This is a genomic window from Pseudomonas sp. KnCO4 (assembly GCF_045344305.1).
GTDB classification, from domain to species: domain Bacteria; phylum Pseudomonadota; class Gammaproteobacteria; order Pseudomonadales; family Pseudomonadaceae; genus Aquipseudomonas; species Aquipseudomonas anuradhapurensis.
Map to the genome: position 1 here is coordinate 2,076,872 of NZ_CP174199.1, position 19,355 is coordinate 2,096,226.

At 64.7% G+C, this 19,355-nt stretch carries 17 protein-coding genes; 8 read left to right on the forward strand and 9 right to left on the reverse strand.

Annotation, left to right across the window (positions count from 1 at the left end):
- The 4 genes from ACJA3S_RS09715 to ACJA3S_RS09730 all read left to right on the forward strand — a co-directional run bounded on the left by ACJA3S_RS09715 (position 1) and on the right by ACJA3S_RS09730 (position 3,092).
- Positions 1-1,035, forward strand: a complete 1,035-nt coding sequence (locus ACJA3S_RS09715) for an acyltransferase family protein (protein ID WP_406821643.1) — start codon at positions 1-3, stop codon at positions 1,033-1,035.
- A gap of 58 nt (positions 1,036-1,093) precedes the next feature.
- The gene (gene nfuA, locus ACJA3S_RS09720; protein WP_003250416.1) at positions 1,094-1,678 is read left to right on the forward strand and encodes a Fe-S biogenesis protein NfuA; all 585 of its coding nucleotides are present in this window, start codon (positions 1,094-1,096) and stop codon (positions 1,676-1,678) included.
- 322 nt (positions 1,679-2,000) lie between these two features.
- On the forward strand, positions 2,001-2,609 hold the full coding sequence (locus ACJA3S_RS09725; RefSeq protein WP_024086651.1) for an SCO family protein: 609 nt from the start codon (positions 2,001-2,003) through the stop codon (positions 2,607-2,609).
- Positions 2,610-3,092: a copper chaperone PCu(A)C gene (locus tag ACJA3S_RS09730; protein WP_406821644.1), complete on the forward strand. Its 483-nt coding sequence runs from the start codon at positions 2,610-2,612 to the stop codon at positions 3,090-3,092.
- Positions 3,093-3,131: 39 nt separating this feature from the next.
- Here the strand turns inward: ACJA3S_RS09730 and ACJA3S_RS09735 are convergent, their stop codons facing one another.
- The 8 genes from ACJA3S_RS09735 to ACJA3S_RS09770 all read right to left on the reverse strand — a co-directional run bounded on the left by ACJA3S_RS09735 (position 3,132) and on the right by ACJA3S_RS09770 (position 8,878).
- Positions 3,132-3,359, reverse strand: coding sequence for a hypothetical protein (locus tag ACJA3S_RS09735; RefSeq protein WP_003260451.1), 228 nt, complete (start codon positions 3,357-3,359; stop codon positions 3,132-3,134).
- 72 nt (positions 3,360-3,431) lie between these two features.
- The gene (locus ACJA3S_RS09740) at positions 3,432-4,265 is read right to left on the reverse strand and encodes an AraC family ligand binding domain-containing protein (RefSeq protein ID WP_406821645.1); all 834 of its coding nucleotides are present in this window, start codon (positions 4,263-4,265) and stop codon (positions 3,432-3,434) included.
- Positions 4,262-4,576 carry an AzlD domain-containing protein gene (locus ACJA3S_RS09745; RefSeq protein ID WP_406821646.1) on the reverse strand — a complete coding sequence of 105 codons (315 nt, stop codon included), beginning with the start codon at positions 4,574-4,576 and terminating at the stop codon, positions 4,262-4,264. The genes ACJA3S_RS09740 and ACJA3S_RS09745 overlap by 4 nt, the downstream gene beginning before the upstream one ends.
- Complete coding sequence (locus ACJA3S_RS09750; RefSeq protein ID WP_406821647.1) at positions 4,573-5,265, reverse strand: AzlC family ABC transporter permease; 693 nt, start codon at positions 5,263-5,265, stop codon at positions 4,573-4,575. The genes ACJA3S_RS09745 and ACJA3S_RS09750 overlap by 4 nt, the downstream gene beginning before the upstream one ends.
- A gap of 237 nt (positions 5,266-5,502) precedes the next feature.
- Positions 5,503-6,198 carry a sel1 repeat family protein gene (locus tag ACJA3S_RS09755; RefSeq protein ID WP_406821648.1) on the reverse strand — a complete coding sequence of 232 codons (696 nt, stop codon included), beginning with the start codon at positions 6,196-6,198 and terminating at the stop codon, positions 5,503-5,505.
- Between the two features lie 138 nt (positions 6,199-6,336).
- Positions 6,337-7,422: a hypothetical protein gene (locus ACJA3S_RS09760; protein WP_406821649.1), complete on the reverse strand. Its 1,086-nt coding sequence runs from the start codon at positions 7,420-7,422 to the stop codon at positions 6,337-6,339.
- 38 nt (positions 7,423-7,460) lie between these two features.
- Complete coding sequence (locus ACJA3S_RS09765; RefSeq protein ID WP_406821650.1) at positions 7,461-8,087, reverse strand: LysE family translocator; 627 nt, start codon at positions 8,085-8,087, stop codon at positions 7,461-7,463.
- Between the two features lie 2 nt (positions 8,088-8,089).
- On the reverse strand, positions 8,090-8,878 hold the full coding sequence (locus tag ACJA3S_RS09770; RefSeq protein WP_406821651.1) for a YqcI/YcgG family protein: 789 nt from the start codon (positions 8,876-8,878) through the stop codon (positions 8,090-8,092).
- A gap of 159 nt (positions 8,879-9,037) precedes the next feature.
- Between ACJA3S_RS09770 and ACJA3S_RS09775 the strand changes: the two genes are divergently transcribed.
- Positions 9,038-9,958 carry a LysR substrate-binding domain-containing protein gene (locus ACJA3S_RS09775; protein ID WP_170029281.1) on the forward strand — a complete coding sequence of 307 codons (921 nt, stop codon included), beginning with the start codon at positions 9,038-9,040 and terminating at the stop codon, positions 9,956-9,958.
- Here ACJA3S_RS09775 and ACJA3S_RS09780 read toward each other — a convergent pair.
- Positions 9,939-10,835 (reverse strand): LysR family transcriptional regulator, encoded by an 897-nt coding sequence (locus tag ACJA3S_RS09780; RefSeq protein WP_406821652.1) that lies wholly within the window; start codon positions 10,833-10,835, stop codon positions 9,939-9,941. The genes ACJA3S_RS09775 and ACJA3S_RS09780 overlap by 20 nt on opposite strands.
- 117 nt (positions 10,836-10,952) lie before the next feature.
- Between ACJA3S_RS09780 and ACJA3S_RS09785 the strand changes: the two genes are divergently transcribed.
- From ACJA3S_RS09785 to ACJA3S_RS09795, 3 genes are all read left to right on the forward strand, one after another.
- Complete coding sequence (locus ACJA3S_RS09785) at positions 10,953-12,143, forward strand: MFS transporter (protein ID WP_406821653.1); 1,191 nt, start codon at positions 10,953-10,955, stop codon at positions 12,141-12,143.
- 276 nt (positions 12,144-12,419) lie between these two features.
- Complete coding sequence (locus tag ACJA3S_RS09790; protein WP_406821654.1) at positions 12,420-14,780, forward strand: DNA polymerase II; 2,361 nt, start codon at positions 12,420-12,422, stop codon at positions 14,778-14,780.
- Between the two features lie 78 nt (positions 14,781-14,858).
- On the forward strand, positions 14,859-19,328 hold the full coding sequence (locus tag ACJA3S_RS09795; RefSeq protein WP_406821655.1) for an NEL-type E3 ubiquitin ligase domain-containing protein: 4,470 nt from the start codon (positions 14,859-14,861) through the stop codon (positions 19,326-19,328).
- Positions 19,329-19,355 lie beyond the last annotated feature (27 nt).

Consider the following 19,355-nt stretch of genomic DNA (forward strand, 5'->3'; position numbering starts at 1 on the left):
ATGCTGTATTCGCTTCAGGCACTGCGGGCGTTCGCCGCCTGGGTGGTGGTCTGCCACCATTTCATGCAGATCTTCTTCGACTTCCATGCCACCGGCCCCATTGGCCAACTGCTCACTGACCGTGGTGCTGTTGGCGTCGACATCTTCTTCGTCATCAGCGGGCTGGTCATCTACCTGTCGACCCGTGACAAAACCATCGAACCGCGCCAGTTCCTGCTCAACCGGGTGTTGCGCATCGTCCCGGCCTATTGGTTCTACACGGCGCTGATGGCCACGCTGCTGCTCGCTTTCAGTCAATGGATGCCGCACCAGGCGTTCACCTGGCAGCACCTGTGGCTGTCGCTGTTGTTCATCCCGGCGGAAAACCCTGGCGGCTACGGCTTGTACCCGACCCTGAACGTGGGCTGGACGCTGAACTTCGAAATGTTCTTCTACTTGCTGTTCGGCCTGGCCTTCCTGGTACGCCAGCGTCATCACCAACTGCTGGCTACCGCCGCGCTGCTGCTGGCCAGTGAAGTGCTGGGCCGGCTGGGCGTGCTCAGCCGCTTCTACAACAACGACATCATCTACGAATTCCTGCTCGGCATCGGCCTGGGCGTGCTGCACCGCAGCGGGCTGATCCGCCAGGGCCGCTGGTTGCCGTTGATGTTGCTGACGCTGGCCGGCCTGGCCATCTATTACCTGGACGCTTCGCGGCGGTTGCTGAACTGGGGAGTGCCGAGCGCAATGATCGTGCTGGCCTTCGTCGCCCTGGAGCCGCTGTTCCGTGGCAACCGGCTGCTCAAGGCCCTGGGCGACTGCTCGTATTCGGTGTACCTGGTGCATGTGCTGGTGTTGTATGTCGGCTGGTTCGCCAGCCAGCGCCTGCAGCTGAACCCGTACCTGGTGTTCGCCCTGTGCGTGCCGTCCATTGGACTAATGTCGTGGTTCAGCTACCGCTGGCTGGAGCGCGGCCTGTACCGGCGCCTGCAGGCCTGGTTGGCGGCGCCACGGGAGCCAGCCCCTGAATATGCGCTTTCCCGAGTCAAATACTAGGACTTTGTTCGAAGGCCGGGTTGGCGTACACTTGGCCGCAAGTCTGTGAGGAACCTACATGAGCGCTATAACCATTACCGACGCCGCCCATGACTACCTGGCCGATCTGCTGTCCAAGCAGAATACGCCTGGCATCGGCATTCGCATTTTCATTACCCAGCCGGGCACCCAGTACGCCGAAACCTGCATCGCCTACTGCAAGCCGGGCGAAGAAAAGCCTGACGACACCGCCGTGGGCCTGAAGAGTTTCACCGCTTACCTGGATGCCGTCAGCGTGCCGTTCCTGGAAGACGCGCTGGTCGACTACGCCACTGACCGCATGGGTGGCCAGCTGACCATCAAGGCGCCGAACGCCAAGGTGCCGATGGTCAACGAAGACAGCCCGATCAACGAGCGCATCAACTACTACCTGCAGACCGAGATCAACCCTGGGTTGGCCAGCCATGGCGGCCAGGTGAGCCTGGTGGACGTGGTCGACGACGGCATCGCCGTGCTGCAGTTCGGGGGCGGATGCCAAGGCTGTGGCCAGGCCGACGTGACCCTGAAGGAAGGCATCGAGCGCACGCTGCTCGAGCGCATTCCCGAGCTGAAGGGCGTACGCGACGTGACTGACCACAGCCAGAAAGAAAACGCCTACTACTAAGGCTGGATGGTCTGCTTGCAGGAGCGGCCTTGTGTCGCGATGGGGCGCGTAGCGGCCCCAGGATCTGGGCATCGCCGCTGAGATTGCAGGGGCCGCTACGCGCCCCATCGCGACACAAGGCCGCTCCTACAAAATCGCGCTCCTAGCAACAAAGTGTTACGGTTTCAAGCCCTGCGACAACAGGCCGCAGCCCGTATTCAAAGGGCTGCAGCCGACCATCGTCTTGCCCGGGTAGAACCCCTCGGGGTGTCATGCCAGAATGCCCCGGCTTTTCGTCCGGCCCGTCCCGAGGGTCGGCACCTTCCCTGTAAAGGACGGTTTCATGAATGATCTATATACCCGGCGCGCCGTTGTCGCCGGGATGGGCGTTCTCGGGCTTGGCCTGCTGGCAGGCTGCAGCCCGGCCCGGGGGCTCGAGTTCAAGTACGGCAAGAACATGAGCAACGAAATCCTTGGGCGCAAGTTCAGCCTCAAGGACACCCAGGGCAACGTGCGCACCCTGTCGAGTTTCTACGGCAGCATGCCGATGATCTTCTTCGGCTTTACCCAGTGCCCGGCGGTCTGCCCGACCACGCTGGCGCGCGCGGCGCAAATCCGCAAGCTGCTCAGGGGCCGCGATCGCGACCTGTTCCAGGTGGTGCTGATTACCCTGGACCCGGAGCGCGACACGCCGGAAGTGCTCGATGCCTACGTCAAGGCATTCGACCCGTCGTTCACCGCGCTTACCGGCACCCCCGAGGAAATCGCCGCGGTAGCGAAGGAATTCAAGGTGTTCTACGAGAAGGTCCCGGCCGGGGATACCTATACCGTCTCGCACTCGTCCACCAGCTATGTCTACGATACCCGCGGCACGCTGCGCCTGAGCCTGGGCCATTCCCTGACCGCCCAGGAATGCGCCGAAGACCTGGTTACCCTGATGGAGATTTGCTGAATGTCGATGCAACCGTTCAAGCGCGGCCTGGCCGCCCTGGTCCTGATGGGCCTGGCCCTGCCAGCCCTGGCCCAGACCACCGTGAGCGATGCCTGGGTGCGTGCCAGTGTGCCGCACCAGCAGTCCACTGGCGCCTTCATGACCCTGACCGCCAGCAGCGACAGCAAGCTGGTGGGCGTGGCGTCCAAGGTGGCCAAGACCGTCCAGGTGCACGAGATGACCATGAACGGCGACGTGATGGGCATGCGAGAGGTGAAAACCGTCGAGTTGCCAGCCGGCAAAGCCGTGACGCTGGATCCGAATGGCCTGCATGTGATGCTGATGGGGCTGAGCAATCAGGTAAAGGAGGGCGACAAGGTGCCGCTGAACCTGACCATCGAAGATGCCAAGGGTGCCAGGGAAACCGTGGACGTGCAGGCTGAAGTGCGAGCGCTCAGCGCCGAGGTGGGCGCAGGGCATGAGCACATGCACATGAACCACTGACAGATGTGAAACAGGGCCGCACAGCGGCCCTGATCTTTTCTAGCTGCGAAACTTGGGCAGCGGCCTGTCGAGCGTCAACGAGGTCAAGGTCTTGCGTACCTGGGCCTCGTCAGCCTCCAGGGCCTTGAGGCTCGCGCGGATCTTGCCGGCGGCGGGCACATCGCCCTGCCGGTCGATCCAGTCGGCAATCTCCTTGCAGGCGCTGCTCAGGCAGGCTTGGCGCTGGTTCATCAGCGACAGCAGGGTGGTGAGCTCTCTTTCGGACATGGCAGGATCCTCCGTTCAGCCCTGTCAGTGTAGCAGTGGCTGGCGGCAATACCTGTGGCCGGCTGTCGCAGCTCAGGCCGGCAGGCAGGCGCTGCGGTAGGCCCCCGGGGTCACCCCATACGCCTGCTTGAACTGCCGGCTCAGATGACTCTGGTCGGCATAACCCAGGTCGAATGCCACCTCCGAGGCTACCCAGCCACGCTTGAGCATCTCTCGCGCTCGGGCCAGGCGGCGCTGCTTCAACCAGGCATGGGGCGGCAGGCCGGTGGCCTGGCGGAACACCCGGGCGAAATGGAACGGTGACAGGTTGACCGCCGCCGCCAGCGCTTCCAGCGAAGGCGGGTCGGCCAACTGGCTTTCCAGCAGTTCGCGGGCGCGGGCCACTGCCAGCGGTTCCTGGCCGGGGGCCGCAGGTTCGGCGCATTGCCCGTGGCGCTGCACCAGGGCCAGCACCGCCTGGCGCCAGGCGGTCTGTTGCTGCAGGGCACTGGCGCCTGCTTCGGACAGCTGGTGCAGCTGGCTGAAGGCACTGGCCAGGGCCGGGTCGTGGATCACGCTGTCCTTGAAGCGGGGCATGCCGTGGCGGCCCAGTTCCAGTTCGTCGAGCACCCCGGTTACCCGCTCGTGCTCTGGGTAGAAGCCGCGGTAGCGCCAGCCCGCTTCGTGGGCGGTGGCACCGGTGTGCAGCTCGTCCGGGTTGATCAGCACCATGCTGCCGACCGGTGCCAGGTGTTCGCTGCCACGGTGCCAGAAGCGCTGGGCGCCCGACTCGATCACGGTGAACACATAGCCTTCATGCACATGCGGGGCGAAGCGCTGCTGGAAATAGCGGGCGTGCAGCATTTCCACGTCGCCCAGTGCCGGCGCCTGCCACAGGTGTGTCTGTTCGCGCAGGGGCGTGCTCATGCCAGCCAGCTGCGCAGGAGGTAGAAGATCAACATGCTCACCAGCATGCTCAGCAATACGCTGCGGGTCAACAACACCAGGGCGATGGCCACCAGCGAGCCCAGCAGGTAGGGGTTGAGCAGGCTCAGGTTGAGTTGCTGCCCAGGCATGAAGATGATCGGGGCACAGATTGCGGTAAGCATGCCCGGTACGGCAAAGCCGAGGAATTGCCGGGCGTTGGAGCTCAGGCGCAACGGCAGGCGTGGCTCCAGGAACGCATAGCGGTTGAGGAACACGATGGCGCCCATGGCGAAAATAAGGATCCAGATCACGTTCGGGCTCCGGCGAATTTCTGACAGATGAAACCGGCACTCATACCCAACAGGCCTGCGGCTACCAGGGCGGTTTCCCAGTGCCGGTGGCTGAACAGTACCGAGCAGAACAGTGACACGGCCACGCATACCACCGTCGCCAGGTTGCGTACCAATGGCGCGATCAGGGCGACGAAGGTCGCGACGATGGAAAAGTCCAGGCCGAACTGGTCCAGATGGGGAATGTTCTGGCCCAACAGGATGCCGGCCAGGGTAAACAGGTTCCAGGCGATATAGAACGTCAGGCCGACGCCCAGGGCATACCAGCGGTTGAATTGCTGCTGGTCGTATTGGCTGGTCAGGGCAAAGAACTCGTCGGTCAGCAGGAAGCCCAGGCCCAGCCGCCAGCGCAACGGTTGGCGCGACAGCAGCGGGCGCATCGACAGGCCATACAGCAGGTGTTGCGAGGTCAGCAGCAGCGTGGTCAGCAGGATCGACGCCAGGTTGGCGCCGCCCTTGAGCATGCCGATGGCGACCAGTTGCGCGGCCCCGGCGAAGACAATCGCCGACAGCCCTTGCCCCTGCCAGGCGCTGAGGTTGGCCTCGATGGCCATGGAGCCGGCCAGCAGGCCCCAGGGGGCGACGGCCAGCGACAGCGGCAGGCTGGCGATGGCACCGTGGAGGTAAGCTTGGCGTGCAATGTGGGGCATGATGGCTGCAGTGCATGTACAAGGTAGGCCAGCATGCCAGAAGGTGTGGGGCAATGGCTTGAACGATCTTGCTGGTCGATGCGGCTTCCTGTTTGCCGATCGACGCGGTCCCTTGTAGGAGCGGCCTTGTGTCGCGATGGGGCGCGCAGCGGCCCCGGCAATCTCAGCGGCGACGCCGAAATCCTGGGGCCGCTGCGCGCCCCATCGCGACACAAGGCCGCTCCTACAAGGGCGCGTTCAGGGATGACTGGTCAGGTGCTGTTGCGCCGTCACGCAGCCGTTTATTTCAACGGCCTTCTGCAGCAGGCTCTGGCGGTGTTGCGGGTCGAGGTCGCCAAGCAGGCGATACACCTCGGCCTGGTAGTCGCGCTGGCGTCCCCACTGCATTTCCAGCCCTTGTGGCCTGCTGCGGTTGCAGGCCAGGCGCGTGGCTGGCTGCGGGTAGTAGGCGGCATACACCGTGGCCATGTTGGGGATGGCTTCCAGCGCGGCACGGTATTCGCTGCTGGCGTTGTAGGGCGGGCACCAGGTGGCAATGGCCGGTGCTGGAGCGGCAAAGCCCTGCTTGAGGCTGGCTTCAAGCAGCGGGCAGGCGGCATCCGGGATTTGTGCAGCCGGCAGGTAGGTCATGTAGTACAGCGCCAGGCGGTACTGTGCGACCGGGTGGCCCAGCTCCACCGACTTTTTCAGCAAGGCAACCGCAGTCGGCAACGTGTGGGCCATGGCCTGGCCCTGGCGGCTGAGTTCCGGATCCGCGTCCATGGCCGTACGCAGCGTGCTGGCACTGTCATCGCGGCTGTCGGCCTGCTCCAGCAATGGCAGTGCCTGGCGGTAGAGCAGGTCGGCGTGCGGGTCGATGCGTACCTCAAGCGCCTGCGTGGCCAGCGGCATCAGGGCGATCAACAGGGGGGGCAAGCGAAGCATGCGGCTCACAGGCAGGCCCCACGGGATGCCAGGTACTGATGGACGGCTTCGATGTTCATGGCGGTCAAGCGTGCGCCTCGCGCAGATCGGAACGACGGCCTATTCTAGCCACCCAAAGGGCCTGGCCGGAAGAGCACCCGGCAACTGTCAGACGAGCTTGACGGGCGTGCCCTTGCGTTGCGCGTGTTTTTCCTGGGCCAGGCCAAGCTTGGCGGTAATCACCTTGGCCAGTGCATTGTTGCCCAGGTCGTTCAAATGCAGGCGGTCGATGAACAGGTCAGCGCCGAACACCGGTGAGCTGCTGAGCATGCAGTTCATGTCGTAGCAGGGGACCGGGTCGGCTTGTTGCTTGATACGGCGGAAGAAGGCCGAGTGCAACTGGCTGTCGAAGGCGCCGTCCAGCAGCCGGTCGAAATTTGCCGGTTGCCGCTCCAGCGCGTCCAGCATGGTCTGCTCGCCAGCGGGAAGGCTATCCCGGCACCAGGGCAGCAGCGGCTGCAGGATGAAGGTGAGCGTGGAGTGGCTGTCCGCCAGCAGGCGGTCCCATTGCAGCAGGGTCCGGCCAATGTGGTCGGCGGCGCGGGCCATGCGTTTTTCCGGGGGCGACAGTGGCCAGCTGGCTGGCGCTTCAGCCACAGGCGGCGCGACCAAGGCTTGGCTGATGCGCCGCCAGAGTGATGGCCGGCGGGGCGCAGCGGCAGGTTGCACACCTTCGCTGAAACTGTTGAGAAAGTCCTGGTAGGCCTTGGCGTGCTGCGGATCGTGCGGGTTGCCGAGGACTTCGCAGAGGGCTTCGTGGGCCAGGCTGTTGACGCCGCTGAGTATCACCACATGCCCCAACTGGCCAAGGCGATGCTGGTGGGTGAGAAACAGCAGCAACTCATGGCTGGCGTTGAGCCCGCAACCGGCCAGGCTCAGCCAGACTTCACCGGTAAGCATCGACAGGTGCGAAGCGACCGTGTGTTCATCGGAGCTCGCGCCGATGCCCAGGGCGGTGGAGCCACCGACCAGCAGGTTGATGCGCGTCGCACCACCGCGCTCGGCCGCGGAAAAGCGCTTGCCGGCGCAATGGCTGTAGCGCAGGCCCAGGGCATCGGTGTTGATGGTGCCGGAGCGGTAGCCGGTTTCATGGATATGCGCAATGTGTGGGGCACGCCGGCTACCCAGCAGCAGGAAGCGCTGGTAGTCCTGTTGCAACGCTGAAGGCGCCCGGTTCGGGTCTGTCGCTGTCATGGGTTCTCCTTCTGTTGCAACGGGCGCCTGCAGCCCGGTCAGGCTGCCAGTTCCCTGAGGTTGTACAGCAGGCCGCCGGCAGCGATCAGCAGCAGGGCGACGCCCGAGGCCAGGCTGATCAGGCGGTTGCTGCGCTGCGAGGCGATCTTGCCGATGGCGAAGATGTACAGGCTGAGTACGGCAAAGTCGATGGCCACCCACAGCAGCGACAGCACCACCATGCTCTTGCCGAAAGACTCGGTGATCTGGATGAACTGCGGGAAGAAGGCAATGAAGAAGATGATGTCCTTGGGGTTGGAAATGCCCACCATGAAGCCTTGCAGCAGCCCGCCGCGGCCGGGCTTGGCCACCTCGGCCGGGGCCTCGGCTGCAGTGGCCCCCAGAGCTTCCCTCAGGGTGCCCACGGCGATATAGCCGATGAACAGGCAGCCCAGCAGGCTCATGGCGTTCAGCCAGGTCTTGTCGATGGCGGCGCTGGTGAGGATGATCCAGGCGGCCGCGCCGATCAGCACCAGTGATGCCCAGTTGGTGCCGAGGGCGGTGAACATGGCCTTGCGCGAGCCCGAGGCGGCCGCGGTGTTGACGATCAGTGCCACCACCGGGCCAGGGGTGGCGATCAGCAGCAGGACAGTAAGGGCATAGGTAGCGGTGAGTGCGGTATTCACGGTCAGGTCTCGATCAGTAGGTCGGGTGTGGCCGAGTGTGCGGCATGGGCATGGAATGGGCAGCGGGAGGGGTTGAGCGACCCGGCCTCCTGCAGTTGGTACTGCTTCCACTCGTAATTGTCGGCGTCGCCGAAGAAACCAAGGGTGTCGGGCATGACCCCGTCGTTGTAGTGGCGCACGCGTTCGCGAATGCGTTCGCGGATCCGCTGGCCACTTTCGGTATTGGCGTTGGCCACTTCGTCGAAGTTGGCCCGGGGGTTGATGACGAAGGTGATGTGCGGCCCCAGGTTGCGGCTTTTCATCTGCTGATGGCCGGGAAAATTCATGTTGATGAACAGCGGCATGCCGGCATAGCAGAACGACCAGGCGTTGTCTTCGGGATCGGTCGGCATGCCTTGCGGCCAAGGGTGCGGGTCGCGCGCATGCACACCGCGCAACACTTTCCAGGCCAGCGCCTGTTGCTCGGCCAGGGTGTAGTCGGCAGCGGTTTCGAGGAATACCACCAGCGGGCTGCCGATACGCTGCTTGGTTGGGATCGGGGCGACCGTGCGTACGTAGTCGGCCAGGCCCTGGGCGACATCGTCGGCCAGTTGCTCGGCGCGGGCGAAGAGGATGTGGCAGGTAGCGCCGTTCACCGCCTTGCGGCCAAACAGGCAAGGGAACTCGGGGTTGGCAAGGATAGAGCGAAAATGTTCTATGGTTTTGTAGGTCCAGTGTTGCGTGTACCGGACATGTTCAGCGGCCAGCTCCAGCGCGTCCAGGCGATAGCAAGTTCCATAACCCGTAAACATGATTTCCCCAGGCGTTTATTAGATGATATTTCCAGTCATATGCAGGCAGGATCTTGGTTATCTTTATTATTTACCTGCATTTTCCGAGACGATCCGGGCGTTGTAAAACGCGTGGAACTATGACCTACTATTAGTCTCATTCATGCTCGGGGCGTCGCCATGTCGGAACGGATTCAGGCCTTGCACGCGCTGCGTGCCTTCGAGGTGGCCTCTCGCTATGGCTCATTTACCCGTGCCGCGGAAGAACTGGCCCTGACCCAAGGGGCCGTCAGCCACCACATCAAGACGCTCGAAGCCATGTTCGGTTGCGACCTGTTCGAGCGGCGCGGGCCGAAACTGGCCCTGACCGAGCACGGCCGCCTGCTGGCGCAGGAGCTCAAGGTGGGTTTCAAGATCATCGAAAATGCCTGCGCCCTGTTGCGCCAGGATCGCTATGGCCTGCGCCTGAAGGCGCCGTCCACGCTCACGGTGCGCTGGTTGCTGCGCGCGCTGGATGCGTTCAAGAAGGTCGAGGACACCTGCAGCGTGCAGTTGTCCAGCGTGTGGATGGACATTGACAGCGTGGACTTCTATTCCGAGCCCTACGACTGCGCAATTCTCCTGGCCAACGGGCGTTTCCCCGCCGATATCGAGAGTTTCAAGCTGTTCGACGAGTGGCTGATCCCGGTGTGCCATCCCGACTACATGGCCCAGGCGCAGCCGGACCTGGCCGACCTGGCCCAGTGCGAGCTGCTGCACCCTTCACCCGACCGCCGTGATTGGCGGCGCTGGCTGGCACGCATGGATGCGCTGGACATCAGCATCGACCGTGGGCAGGTGTTCGATACCCTCGACCAGGGCATCTCGGCTGCCCAGCAAGGCCTGGGGATCTCGGTGGTCGACCTGGTGCTGGCCAGCGCCGACCTCGGTGCGGGGCGCCTGGTCACGCCATTCAAGCACGCGGTGGCCACTGGCGACGGCTACTACATGACCTGGCTCAAGGCCAGCCCCAAGGCGCGGCAAATGCACAAGCTGCGCGAGTTCCTGCTCGGTCAGGTGCCGCCGCTGGCGAGCAAGGACATCAACTACCTGTATGGTTGAACACACGTTCGAGCATGAAGTCGATGAAGACCCGCAATTTCGGCGGCATCTGCCGCCCGGATGGCCATAGCAGGTAGAAACTGCCGCGCCGCTCCATGAAGTCGTCCAACACGCTGACCAGTGCGCCGCTGGCCAGTTCGCGGCGTACGGTGAAGTCCGGCAGGCAGGTGATGCCGCGGTGGTTCACGGCAAAGCAGACGCGCGTCTCGACATGGTTGCAAACCATCGAGATCGGGATGTCGTAGCCCTGCTCGGGCTGCTCCTGGCGCAGCGGCCAGGTTTCCAGCTTGCCATTGCTGGGGAAGCGGTAGTGCAGGCAGGTATGCGCCGCGAGGTCGCGCGGGTGCAGGGGCGTACCGCGTTCGCGCAGGTATTCGGGGGAAGCCACCAGGCAGTGCTGGAAGTGCCCCAGGAACTTGGCGTTGAGCCGTGAATCGCCCGGTTGCCCGCCACGCATCACCACATCGAAGCCTTCGCCGACGATGTCCACCATGCGGTCGGAAAAGTCCAGGTCCAGCTCCACCTGCGGGTACCGCGCCATGAACTCGGCCAGCGCCGGCATCACCAGCCCGGTGACTTGCGGCATGCTCACCCGCAGGCGACCGCGCGGGGTCTCGCTGGCCTGGGACAGTTCCTGCTCGGTGGCCTCGATTTCGGCCAGGATGCGCCGGCTGCGCTCGAGGAACAGCGCGCCTTCGGCGGTGAGGGTGATGCTGCGCGTACTGCGATGGAACAGGCGCACGCCCAGGCGGCTTTCCAGGCGCGCCACACGTTTGCCCACGGCCGAGGCACTGATGCCCAGCGACTGGCCGGCAGCGACGAAGCTGCGGGTCTCGGCCACCCGGTTGAAAACCACGAAGCCGCTGAGGCTGTCCATGCGCTATCCCTGATTGCGGACATTGGTGTCCTGGGTGAACGGCATTGTAGCCGTCTTTTTCCGCAATGGCCTTGGCTTGCAGACTGTCCGCCTGGTTTCCCACACAAGGCATCTGCAATGTCCCAGACATCTTCCGCACCGCTGCTGGCCGCCGGCAGCGAACGTCTACCCCTCAGCGGGCTGTTGGCGCTGGCCATGACCGGCTTCATCGCCATCCTCAGCGAAACCTTGCCGGCCGGCCTGCTCGACCAGATCGCCAGTGGCATGCACATCAGCCAGGCCATGGCCGGGCAATGGGTCACCGCCTATGCCCTGGGCTCGCTGCTGACCGCGATCCCGCTGGTGACCCTGACCCAGGGCTGGAACCGCCGTCGCGCCCTGTTGCTGGCGATTGCCGGTTTCGTGCTGTTCAACGGGCTGACCGCCTTGTCGTGGTCCAACCCCCTGACCCTGGTGTTACGCTTTTGCACCGGCGCTGCGGCCGGGCTGGCCTGGGGCCTGATTGCCGGCCACGCCCGGCGCATGGTGCCGGTGGCGCTGCAGGGGCGAGCCATGGCGGTGGCCATGCTCGGCCAGCCGATTGCCTTGTCGCTCGGGCTGCCGATCGCCGCCTGGCTCGGCGCGGGGCTGGGATGGCGGGCCACCTTCGTGGTGGTCACCGTGGTAGCGCTACTGTTGCTGGCCTGGGTGCTGCGGTCGGTGCCGGATTACCCGGGGCACCCGGCCGGCAAGCGTCCGGCGGCCGTGCAGGTGCTGCGCACGCCGGGGGTATCGGTGGTGCTGCTGGTGATCCTATGCTGGATCCTGGGCCACAACATTCTCTATACCTACATCGTGCCGTTGCTGGCGGCCGCCGGCATGGCCGCCGACATCGGCCCGGCGTTGTTGGTGTTTGGCCTGTCGGCCCTGGCCGGGATCGGCCTGGTGGGGCTACTGGTAGACCTGCATCTGCGCCCGCTGGTGTTGTTGAGCCTGGCTGGCTTTGCCCTGGCCACGCTGGTGTTGGGGCAGGCGTCGGCGTGGCAGGTGTACCTGGGCATCGCCTTGTGGGGCGTGACCTATGGTGGCGCACCGACCCTGCTGCAGACCGCCTGTGCGGATGCGGCAGGTGAGGGTGGCGATGTGGCGCAGTCGATGTTGGTGACGGTGTGGAACAGCGCCATTGCCCTGGGCGGGATGGTCGGCGGGCTGTTGCTGAGCGGGGCAGGGGTGGAGTGGTTTGGCGCGGTGGTGCTGGGGCTGGTCGGGGTTGCCTGGCTGTTGGCCTGGGCTGGGCGGCGCAATGGCTTCGTGGCGGGGGCTCGATAGAGGGTTTCAGCGGTCAGCCCTATCGTCGGCAAGCCAGCTCCCACAGGTACCGCGACGGCTTCAAGGCCAGCGGTGTACTGGTGGGCGCTGGCTTGCTGACGATGCCACTCGTCCAGGCAACACGAGGCCGTTGCCCTCACAAGAACACCGTTGCTTTGATGTTCACAAATAGCCGGAGGAAGCGGCACGATCCCGCTCTACAAAAATGCGCGGCAACGGTGCGTCAGAGGTAGAATCGCCACGATCAGCACAACAAACGATTCAGAGGTCGACGCGGTGGAGTTGCAGCAGGGCTTTGTCCTGACCCGGCATTGGCATGACACGCCCGAAGGCACCTGTGTGGAGTTCTGGCTGGCTACCGACCAGGGGCCGCGGCAGGTGCGCCTGGCGCCGCAGGTGTCGGTGGCCTTCATTCCCCAGGCGCAGGAAGCGCATGCCCGGGCATTGCTGGCCAACGAACCCGGCGTAGCGCTGCGGCCGCTGCAGCTCAAGGACTTCGACCAGCGCCCGGTGCTGGGCCTGTACTGCCATCAGCACCGGCAGTTGATGCAGCTGGAGCAACGCCTGCGCGCGGCCGGTATCGACGTGTTCGAGGGCGATATCCGCCCGCCCGAGCGTTACCTGATGGAGCGCTTCATCACCGCCCCGGTGCAGTTCACCGGCCAGGCGGATGCCCACGGCGTGCTCTGCGAGGCCCAGATCAAGCCGCTGCCAGGCTATCGCCCGCCGCTGCGCCTGGTGTCGCTGGACATCGAGACCAGCGAGCGCGGTGAGCTGTACAGCATCGCCCTGGAAGGCTGCGGCCAGCGCCAGGTGTACATGCTTGGCCCGGCCAACGGTACCGCCGCCGGCCTCGACTTCGACTTGCACTATTGCGCCGACCGCGCTGCGTTGCTCACCTGCCTCAACCAGTGGTTCGCCGAGCATGACCCCGACGCAATCATCGGCTGGAACCTGGTCCAGTTCGACCTGCGCCTGTTGCATGAGCACGCCAAACTGCTGCAGGTGCCGCTGGCATTGGGGCGCAAGGGGGCGCCGATGACCCTGCGCAGCCAGGCCAGTGGCGGCCACGTGTTCGCCGAGGCCCCGGGGCGGCTGCTGATCGACGGTATCGAGGCGCTGCGTTCGGCAACCTGGAGCTTCCCGTCGTTCAGCCTCGAAAGCGTCGCCCAGACCTTGCTCGGCGAAGGCAAGGCGATCGACACACCGTACCAGCGCATGGATGAAATCAACCGCCGCTTCGCCGAGGACAAACCGGCCCTGGCGCGCTACAACCTCAAGGATTGCGAGCTGGTCACGCGCATTTTCGCCCACACCCGCCTGCTCGAATTCCTCCTCGAACGCTCGTCGGTTACCGGCCTTGCCGTGGACCGCAGTGGTGGTTCGGTGGCGGCGTTCGGTCACCTGTACATCCCGCAGATGCACCGCCTGGGCTTCGTCGCGCCCAACCTTGGCAGCCGCCCCGAGGAAGCCAGCCCCGGTGGTTTCGTCATGGATTCGCGCCCGGGGCTATACGACTCGGTGCTGGTACTGGACTACAAGAGCCTGTACCCGTCGATCATTCGTACTTTTCTGATCGACCCGGTCGGGCTGGTCGAAGGCTTGCGCCTGCCCGACCAGGCGCACTCGGTGGAGGGCTTCCGGGGCGCGCGTTTCTCGCGTAGCCAACATTGCCTGCCGGCCATCGTCGAGCGGGTCTGGCAGGGCCGCGAAGCCGCCAAGCGCGAGGGCAACGCGCCGCTGTCACAGGCGCTGAAAATCATCATGAATGCCTTCTACGGCGTGCTGGGCTCCAGCGGCTGCCGGTTCTTCGACCCGCGCCTGGCCTCGTCGATCACCCTGCGTGGCCACCAAATCATGCGCCAGACCCGGGCGTTGATCGAAGCCCGGGGCTATGAGGTCATCTACGGCGATACCGACTCCACCTTCGTCTGGCTCAAGGGGCCACATGAGGATGAGGCTGCGGCCCGCATCGGCCGCGAGCTGGTGGCCGAGGTCAACCGCTGGTGGCGCGAACACCTGCGTCAGCAGATGAACCTGGAAAGCGCGCTGGAGCTGCAGTACGAGGTGCACTATCGGCGTTTCCTGATGCCCACCATCCGTGGTGCCGATGAAGGCAGCAAGAAGCGTTATGCCGGGCTGGTGCGGCGTGCCGATGGCAGCGAGGAAATGGTCTACAAGGGCCTGGAGTCGGTGCGCACCGACTGGTCGCCGTTGGCCCGGCAGTTCCAGCAGGCGCTGTACGCGCGGATCTTCCGTGGCCAGCCGTACCGCGACTACGTGCGTGACTATGTGCGGCAGACACTGGCCGGTGAGCTGGACGCGCTGCTGGTATATCGCAAGCGCCTGCGCCGGCCGCTGGCGGACTACCAACGCAACGTGCCACCGCATGTGCGCGCAGCGCGCCTGGCCGATGATTACAACAGCCGCCTGGGGCGGCCAAAGCAATATCAGCGCGGCGGCTGGATCAGCTACGTCATGACTACCGCAGGCCCCGAGCCGCTGGAAAACCGGCAAGCGCCGATCGATTACGACCATTACCTGAGCCGCCAGCTGCAACCGGTCGCCGATGCCATTCTGCCGTTCGTGGGGGATGATTTCGCGGGGTTGACCGACCGCCAACTGTTGCTGTTCTGACGCGGTGGTACCCGGCTAGCACTCGTTGACCACTGACAGTCACTAGTTTCGCACCTCCTGTAACCCTGGAGGCGCGCCATGCAAGACAGTCACAACCCGACTCGAGTAATGCCAACGACCCTGGACATGGAGCGAGGCTTTCAGGACGGCATTCTTGCCCGTCGGTTGCCGGCCTGGATAAACCGGTTGACCCTGGCAAGCCGAGGCAAGGCACAGCCGTCGGCTGTGACGGCAGAACAACTGACGATATTGCTGCAAGCCCTGCAAGACGGTTTTGACTGTCGACTGCGCCTGCAGCGCCAACTCGCCACGCTGCAGGGCATTCATGCGTTCTGCAAGCCGTTGCTGCAGCAAGCGTTGCGAGAGCAACTGCATTGCCCGCACGACCCCGATACGCTGTTCTACCGCCATACCTATTTCACGGTTTCGCCTGATCCCGACTTCGCCACGGGGCACCTGCCGCAGCAGGAAAAAAACCATTACGACATCCCGCTGGTCGATGCCGCGCTGGCCAACTTCAGCGCGGAAGAAGCCATCCCGGGTACCTTGCCGCGCGGTGACAGCGTGGTGGACGCGGCAGGTGCGCTGGTAGCCGAGGTGAGCGCCCCGGCGTTCGCCGGGCTGTGCCGCCAGCTGGACCTGGGCCAGCGTTACCAGGCGCACCTGGACAAGGTTGTGCATGCCCCCAGCCCGGACGGCATGGGCATGCAGGCCATGCTCAAGGCACAATTGCTGGCGAACATGCGCACAGATGCCTTCAAGGCCCTGTCCGAGGCTGCCCTGAGCCAGGACGAACTGGCGCTTGTCCTGAGCTTGTGCAGCAGCGGCAAGCCTGGCACGTACGGCGGCGACCCGGTGGTTGCCAGGCAACTGCAGGTTTATGGCTGCACGCTGGAGCAGATCATCGTGCTGCAGGTCACCCGCACTACACTGGGGTTTACCAGCACCAGGCGGGTGCTGGTGTACCTGCCGGGTGATCCGCTCAGCGCCTGGTGTGTCGCGTCAGACCTCGATACGTTCATCCGCAGGACGCTTGGTAAGCGCCTTGCCGACCCTGGTTACCAGCGGTTTTTCCGACGGTTCCTGCGCCAGCGTGATCAGGCGGTTTTTTTTGCCCGGGTGGCTGATGAGCTGCTGGACGTGGTCGAAGCGGCCTCGCGGGACATGGACCAGCACCTGGTCGACTATCCACGCGCCTTGTTCGATCACCTGGCGCAGGCGCGTATCGAGGCAATCAAGGATGACGCGGCGTTCATCGCCGTGCCGGTACGAAGCATCGACAGCGCATTGCATCAGGCCCAGCGTGAGCGCCTGGAGGCGGGTATCTGGGCGGCGCTGGGGGTCGCGGGGCTGTTTGTGCCTGCCATTGGCGCGGCCATGTTGGTTGCCATGGCCTGGGACATGCTCAAGGAGGCTTTCCATGCGGTGGAAAGCTGGCGAGAGGGTGACACCCAGGCCGCTGTCGAACACCTGTTGAACATCGCCAGCACCGTTATCACGGTGGGTATCACGTCTGTACTTGCCGGTGCGGTCGCGCGCAAGACCGAGCTGGTCGAGCAACTGGTCACGGCGCGGCTCGAGGATGGCAGCGAAAAGCTCTGGCGCTTCGATCTGGCCCCCTTTCGCAGCGAGCCGCCTGCGCTACAGGCCCTGCCGGACGCCGAGGGCGTGTATCGTCTGGGAGGCCGATGCTGGGTGAACATGCAAGGGCACTTCTACCAAGTGGTGCAGGGCGAGGATGAGCAATGGCGTCTGTTGCCCAGGCAAGGGCACGGCCCGCAGCTGCGCCACAACGGCGCTGGTGCCTGGCGGGTATGGTGCGAGCAGCCGCTGGAGTGGGCTGACACGCACGGGATGTTCCGGCGCCTGGGTGGCGACTTTCGGCAACTGGAAGACGACCAGATCGACCAGGTGCTGGCTATCCATGGCCTGGGGCCGGACGACTTGCGTGGCCTGCATGTGTGCGGCCAGGCACCCGATGCCTGCCTGGTAGACAGCGTCAGCCGGGTCAGGCTGGCCAACCGCATCAAGTTACTGGTCAGCCAGCTGCGCACAGGTGGTGGGGTGGCCGATTCGCCACTGCTCGCCCGAGTGCAGCGCTGGCACGGTGCAGAGGCCATGGCCAATGACGAGCTGGCTACTCGCGTCTGGAGCCGGCGCCGTTCGTTACTGGCCCAGCTGTATTACGAGCAATACCCGGTGACGGATGACACGCAGGCATTACAGCGCGATTTTGCCAGCTTGCACCGGCTGGCGGCGGAGCACTTGCTTGGTACGGCAAACCCGGACGATCTGCTGGTCTCGGCTGCGGCACTGGCCAAGCGCATCCGTTGCATACGTGTGCACGAGGCGCTGTTGTTCGATACACCACAGTCGTTGGACCTTGCACGGTTTGCCCTGGGCATGCTCGAACGGCTTGCGGGGGCGGACCTCGGCCCGCGCTGGCAGTTGTTCGACGGCGACAGCAGCGCGCCGCTGCTGGCCACCCGAGGGGGTAGCCGCCGGTTGGACCTCAGGTACCGGGACAGCGTGTTCCACCTCAGCGATGCTCAGGGCCCAGTCGGGGCGCCGGGCGAATTGTTCCAGCTGATTGCCCGCGCCTACAGCCGTGAGCAACGCGCAGCGTTGGCCGTGGGCGAACCGTTCGCGCTGCAGTTGCGTCACGAGCTGGCCCGCCGGGTCGCCCAGCAGCGTGAGCTGATCGCAGAAGTGCTCGGCGTGCGCCTGTCGAAGCGTGGCATGTTGATGCCGTTACGCCTGGCCAATGGCCGCATTGGCTATCCGTTGAGTGGCTGGCGCCAGTGCCTGGGCCTGGGACGAGGCGTGGTCAGGAACCTGGCTGCTGAACTGCGCGACCTTTACCCAGGCTTCGACGATGCCGAAGTCGAGCACTGGCTGGAGCAGTTGCGGGCCGCGCAGCGTGACCCGGCCATCGAACTGGCCGAGCTGCGGCAGCAGCTGGGCACGTTGCGTCGATCGTTGAAGCAGTGGCCTGCCAGCACGCTCAAAGTCTGGGCCTGGAAGGCGCGGCGCGAGTTCGTGCGCGGGCTCATCGACTGCTGGCGCCACCTGGTACCCAAACGCCTCGGTGCGGTGCAGGCCGATCAGAGCTTCGTCCTGTGCTGCTACAACAGCGACCTGGATGCCTTGCCGGATATTCCCGCTGCGGTCAGCTTTGCGCATGTATCGGAGCTGGCACTGCGCTCATTGCAGATCACCACAGTGCCCGAGTCGTTCCTGCAGGCCTTCTCCAACTTGAGCGCATTGAACGTCACCCATTGCCGCTTGCGTGCGTTTGCATTGCCCCAGGCCATGGCTGCGCGCCTGCAGGTACTGGACCTGTCGAACAACCAGATCGGGCCTGCCGGCGGCCTGACGGCCTTGCTGCCAACCTGTCGCTCACTGGTCTACCTCAACCTGTCCCACAACCCGTTGCGCAGCGCACTGTCGGTGGCCGGCATGCCTCGGTTGAATGTGCTGATGCTGCGGGATGCCCAGTTGACGCAGATGCCAGCCGGGGTCCTGCAAGCACCACAGCTGCATACCCTGGACCTCGCTTACAATGCGATCCGTACCTTGCCCTACGGGTTCTATCGCTCGGATTTGTGGCAGGCCGGGCGGGTCTGGCTGGCCGGCAACCCTTTGCTGCGTGATCAGGATACCTGGCACGAAGTAGCGGACGAGGAGGTGCCGTCAATGCTGCGCTGGATCGACCTGGTGGTGCCCGCCGAGCGTGATCGCATGGCCAGCCTGTGGGGTACGCTCAATGGCCAGCCGGCCTCGCGAGATTTTTTCCACCTGCTGCAGCGCCTGACCAGCTCGGCTGACTTCCAGCAGGCGTTCCTGGCGCGCTACCTGGCACTGAGGGTGCTGCGCATGCTGGTGTCGATCGAGCAACAGCCGCTGTTGCGCGCGGAACTGTACGCGCATGCGTTGACCGAGCACTGTCAGGACAACGCAACATTGCGGTTCAGTGACCTCGAAGTACGCGTGCGCATCTGGAAGGCGCTGCATGGCAGTGACGCCGACGACCCGGAGCGGGCGCTGTTGCACCTTGGCGGGCAATGCTGGCGGTTGGCTACCCTCGACCAGGTGGCGGGCTTGCATGCCGTGCGCGCCGGCAGGCCGGAGGAGTCTCTGGAGTTCGCCCTGGCCTACCGGCTGGCGCTGGTCGATGAGCTGGACCTGCCCATCGAGCACGACGAAATGCTCAACCCCGGTGTCGCCAACCTGACGCAACAGGATATCGATGCCGCCGCGCAACTGGTGCGCACTGCCCAGTTCAGGGATGCGCTGGTCGATTACCTGGCGACCACAGCGTTCTGGAAGGAGTACCTGGCGCGCACCTGCGCGACGCGTCTGAGTACGCCGCATTTCTTCCACGCCGAACTGGAAGGGCTGATCGAGCGCGGCGCCCCACAAGCGCAAATCGATCAGTTGCAAGCACGTGTGCAGCAGTGGCAGTTCAACGTTACCCGGCAACTGACGCGGGAAGCACTGGCCCGCCACCTGAGCGCTGTCCTGATACCCGCGGCCGGGCCCAGGTAACGCTGCCGGTGTGCCTGTGCCTGGCCG

Coding starts and splice junctions, on each gene's coding strand:
- ACJA3S_RS09795 (WP_406821655.1), top strand. CDS start 14,859: ATGCAAGACAGTCACAACCCGACTCGAGTAATGCCAACGACCCTGGAC.
- nfuA (WP_003250416.1), top strand. CDS start 1,094: ATGAGCGCTATAACCATTACCGACGCCGCCCATGACTACCTGGCCGAT.
- ACJA3S_RS09780 (WP_406821652.1), bottom strand. CDS start 10,835: ATGGACAGCCTCAGCGGCTTCGTGGTTTTCAACCGGGTGGCCGAGACC.
- ACJA3S_RS09715 (WP_406821643.1), top strand. CDS start 1: ATGCTGTATTCGCTTCAGGCACTGCGGGCGTTCGCCGCCTGGGTGGTG.
- ACJA3S_RS09775 (WP_170029281.1), top strand. CDS start 9,038: ATGTCGGAACGGATTCAGGCCTTGCACGCGCTGCGTGCCTTCGAGGTG.
- ACJA3S_RS09770 (WP_406821651.1), bottom strand. CDS start 8,878: ATGTTTACGGGTTATGGAACTTGCTATCGCCTGGACGCGCTGGAGCTG.
- ACJA3S_RS09725 (WP_024086651.1), top strand. CDS start 2,001: ATGAATGATCTATATACCCGGCGCGCCGTTGTCGCCGGGATGGGCGTT.
- ACJA3S_RS09740 (WP_406821645.1), bottom strand. CDS start 4,265: ATGAGCACGCCCCTGCGCGAACAGACACACCTGTGGCAGGCGCCGGCA.
- ACJA3S_RS09750 (WP_406821647.1), bottom strand. CDS start 5,265: ATGCCCCACATTGCACGCCAAGCTTACCTCCACGGTGCCATCGCCAGC.
- ACJA3S_RS09730 (WP_406821644.1), top strand. CDS start 2,610: ATGTCGATGCAACCGTTCAAGCGCGGCCTGGCCGCCCTGGTCCTGATG.
- ACJA3S_RS09735 (WP_003260451.1), bottom strand. CDS start 3,359: ATGTCCGAAAGAGAGCTCACCACCCTGCTGTCGCTGATGAACCAGCGC.
- ACJA3S_RS09785 (WP_406821653.1), top strand. CDS start 10,953: ATGTCCCAGACATCTTCCGCACCGCTGCTGGCCGCCGGCAGCGAACGT.
- ACJA3S_RS09760 (WP_406821649.1), bottom strand. CDS start 7,422: ATGACAGCGACAGACCCGAACCGGGCGCCTTCAGCGTTGCAACAGGAC.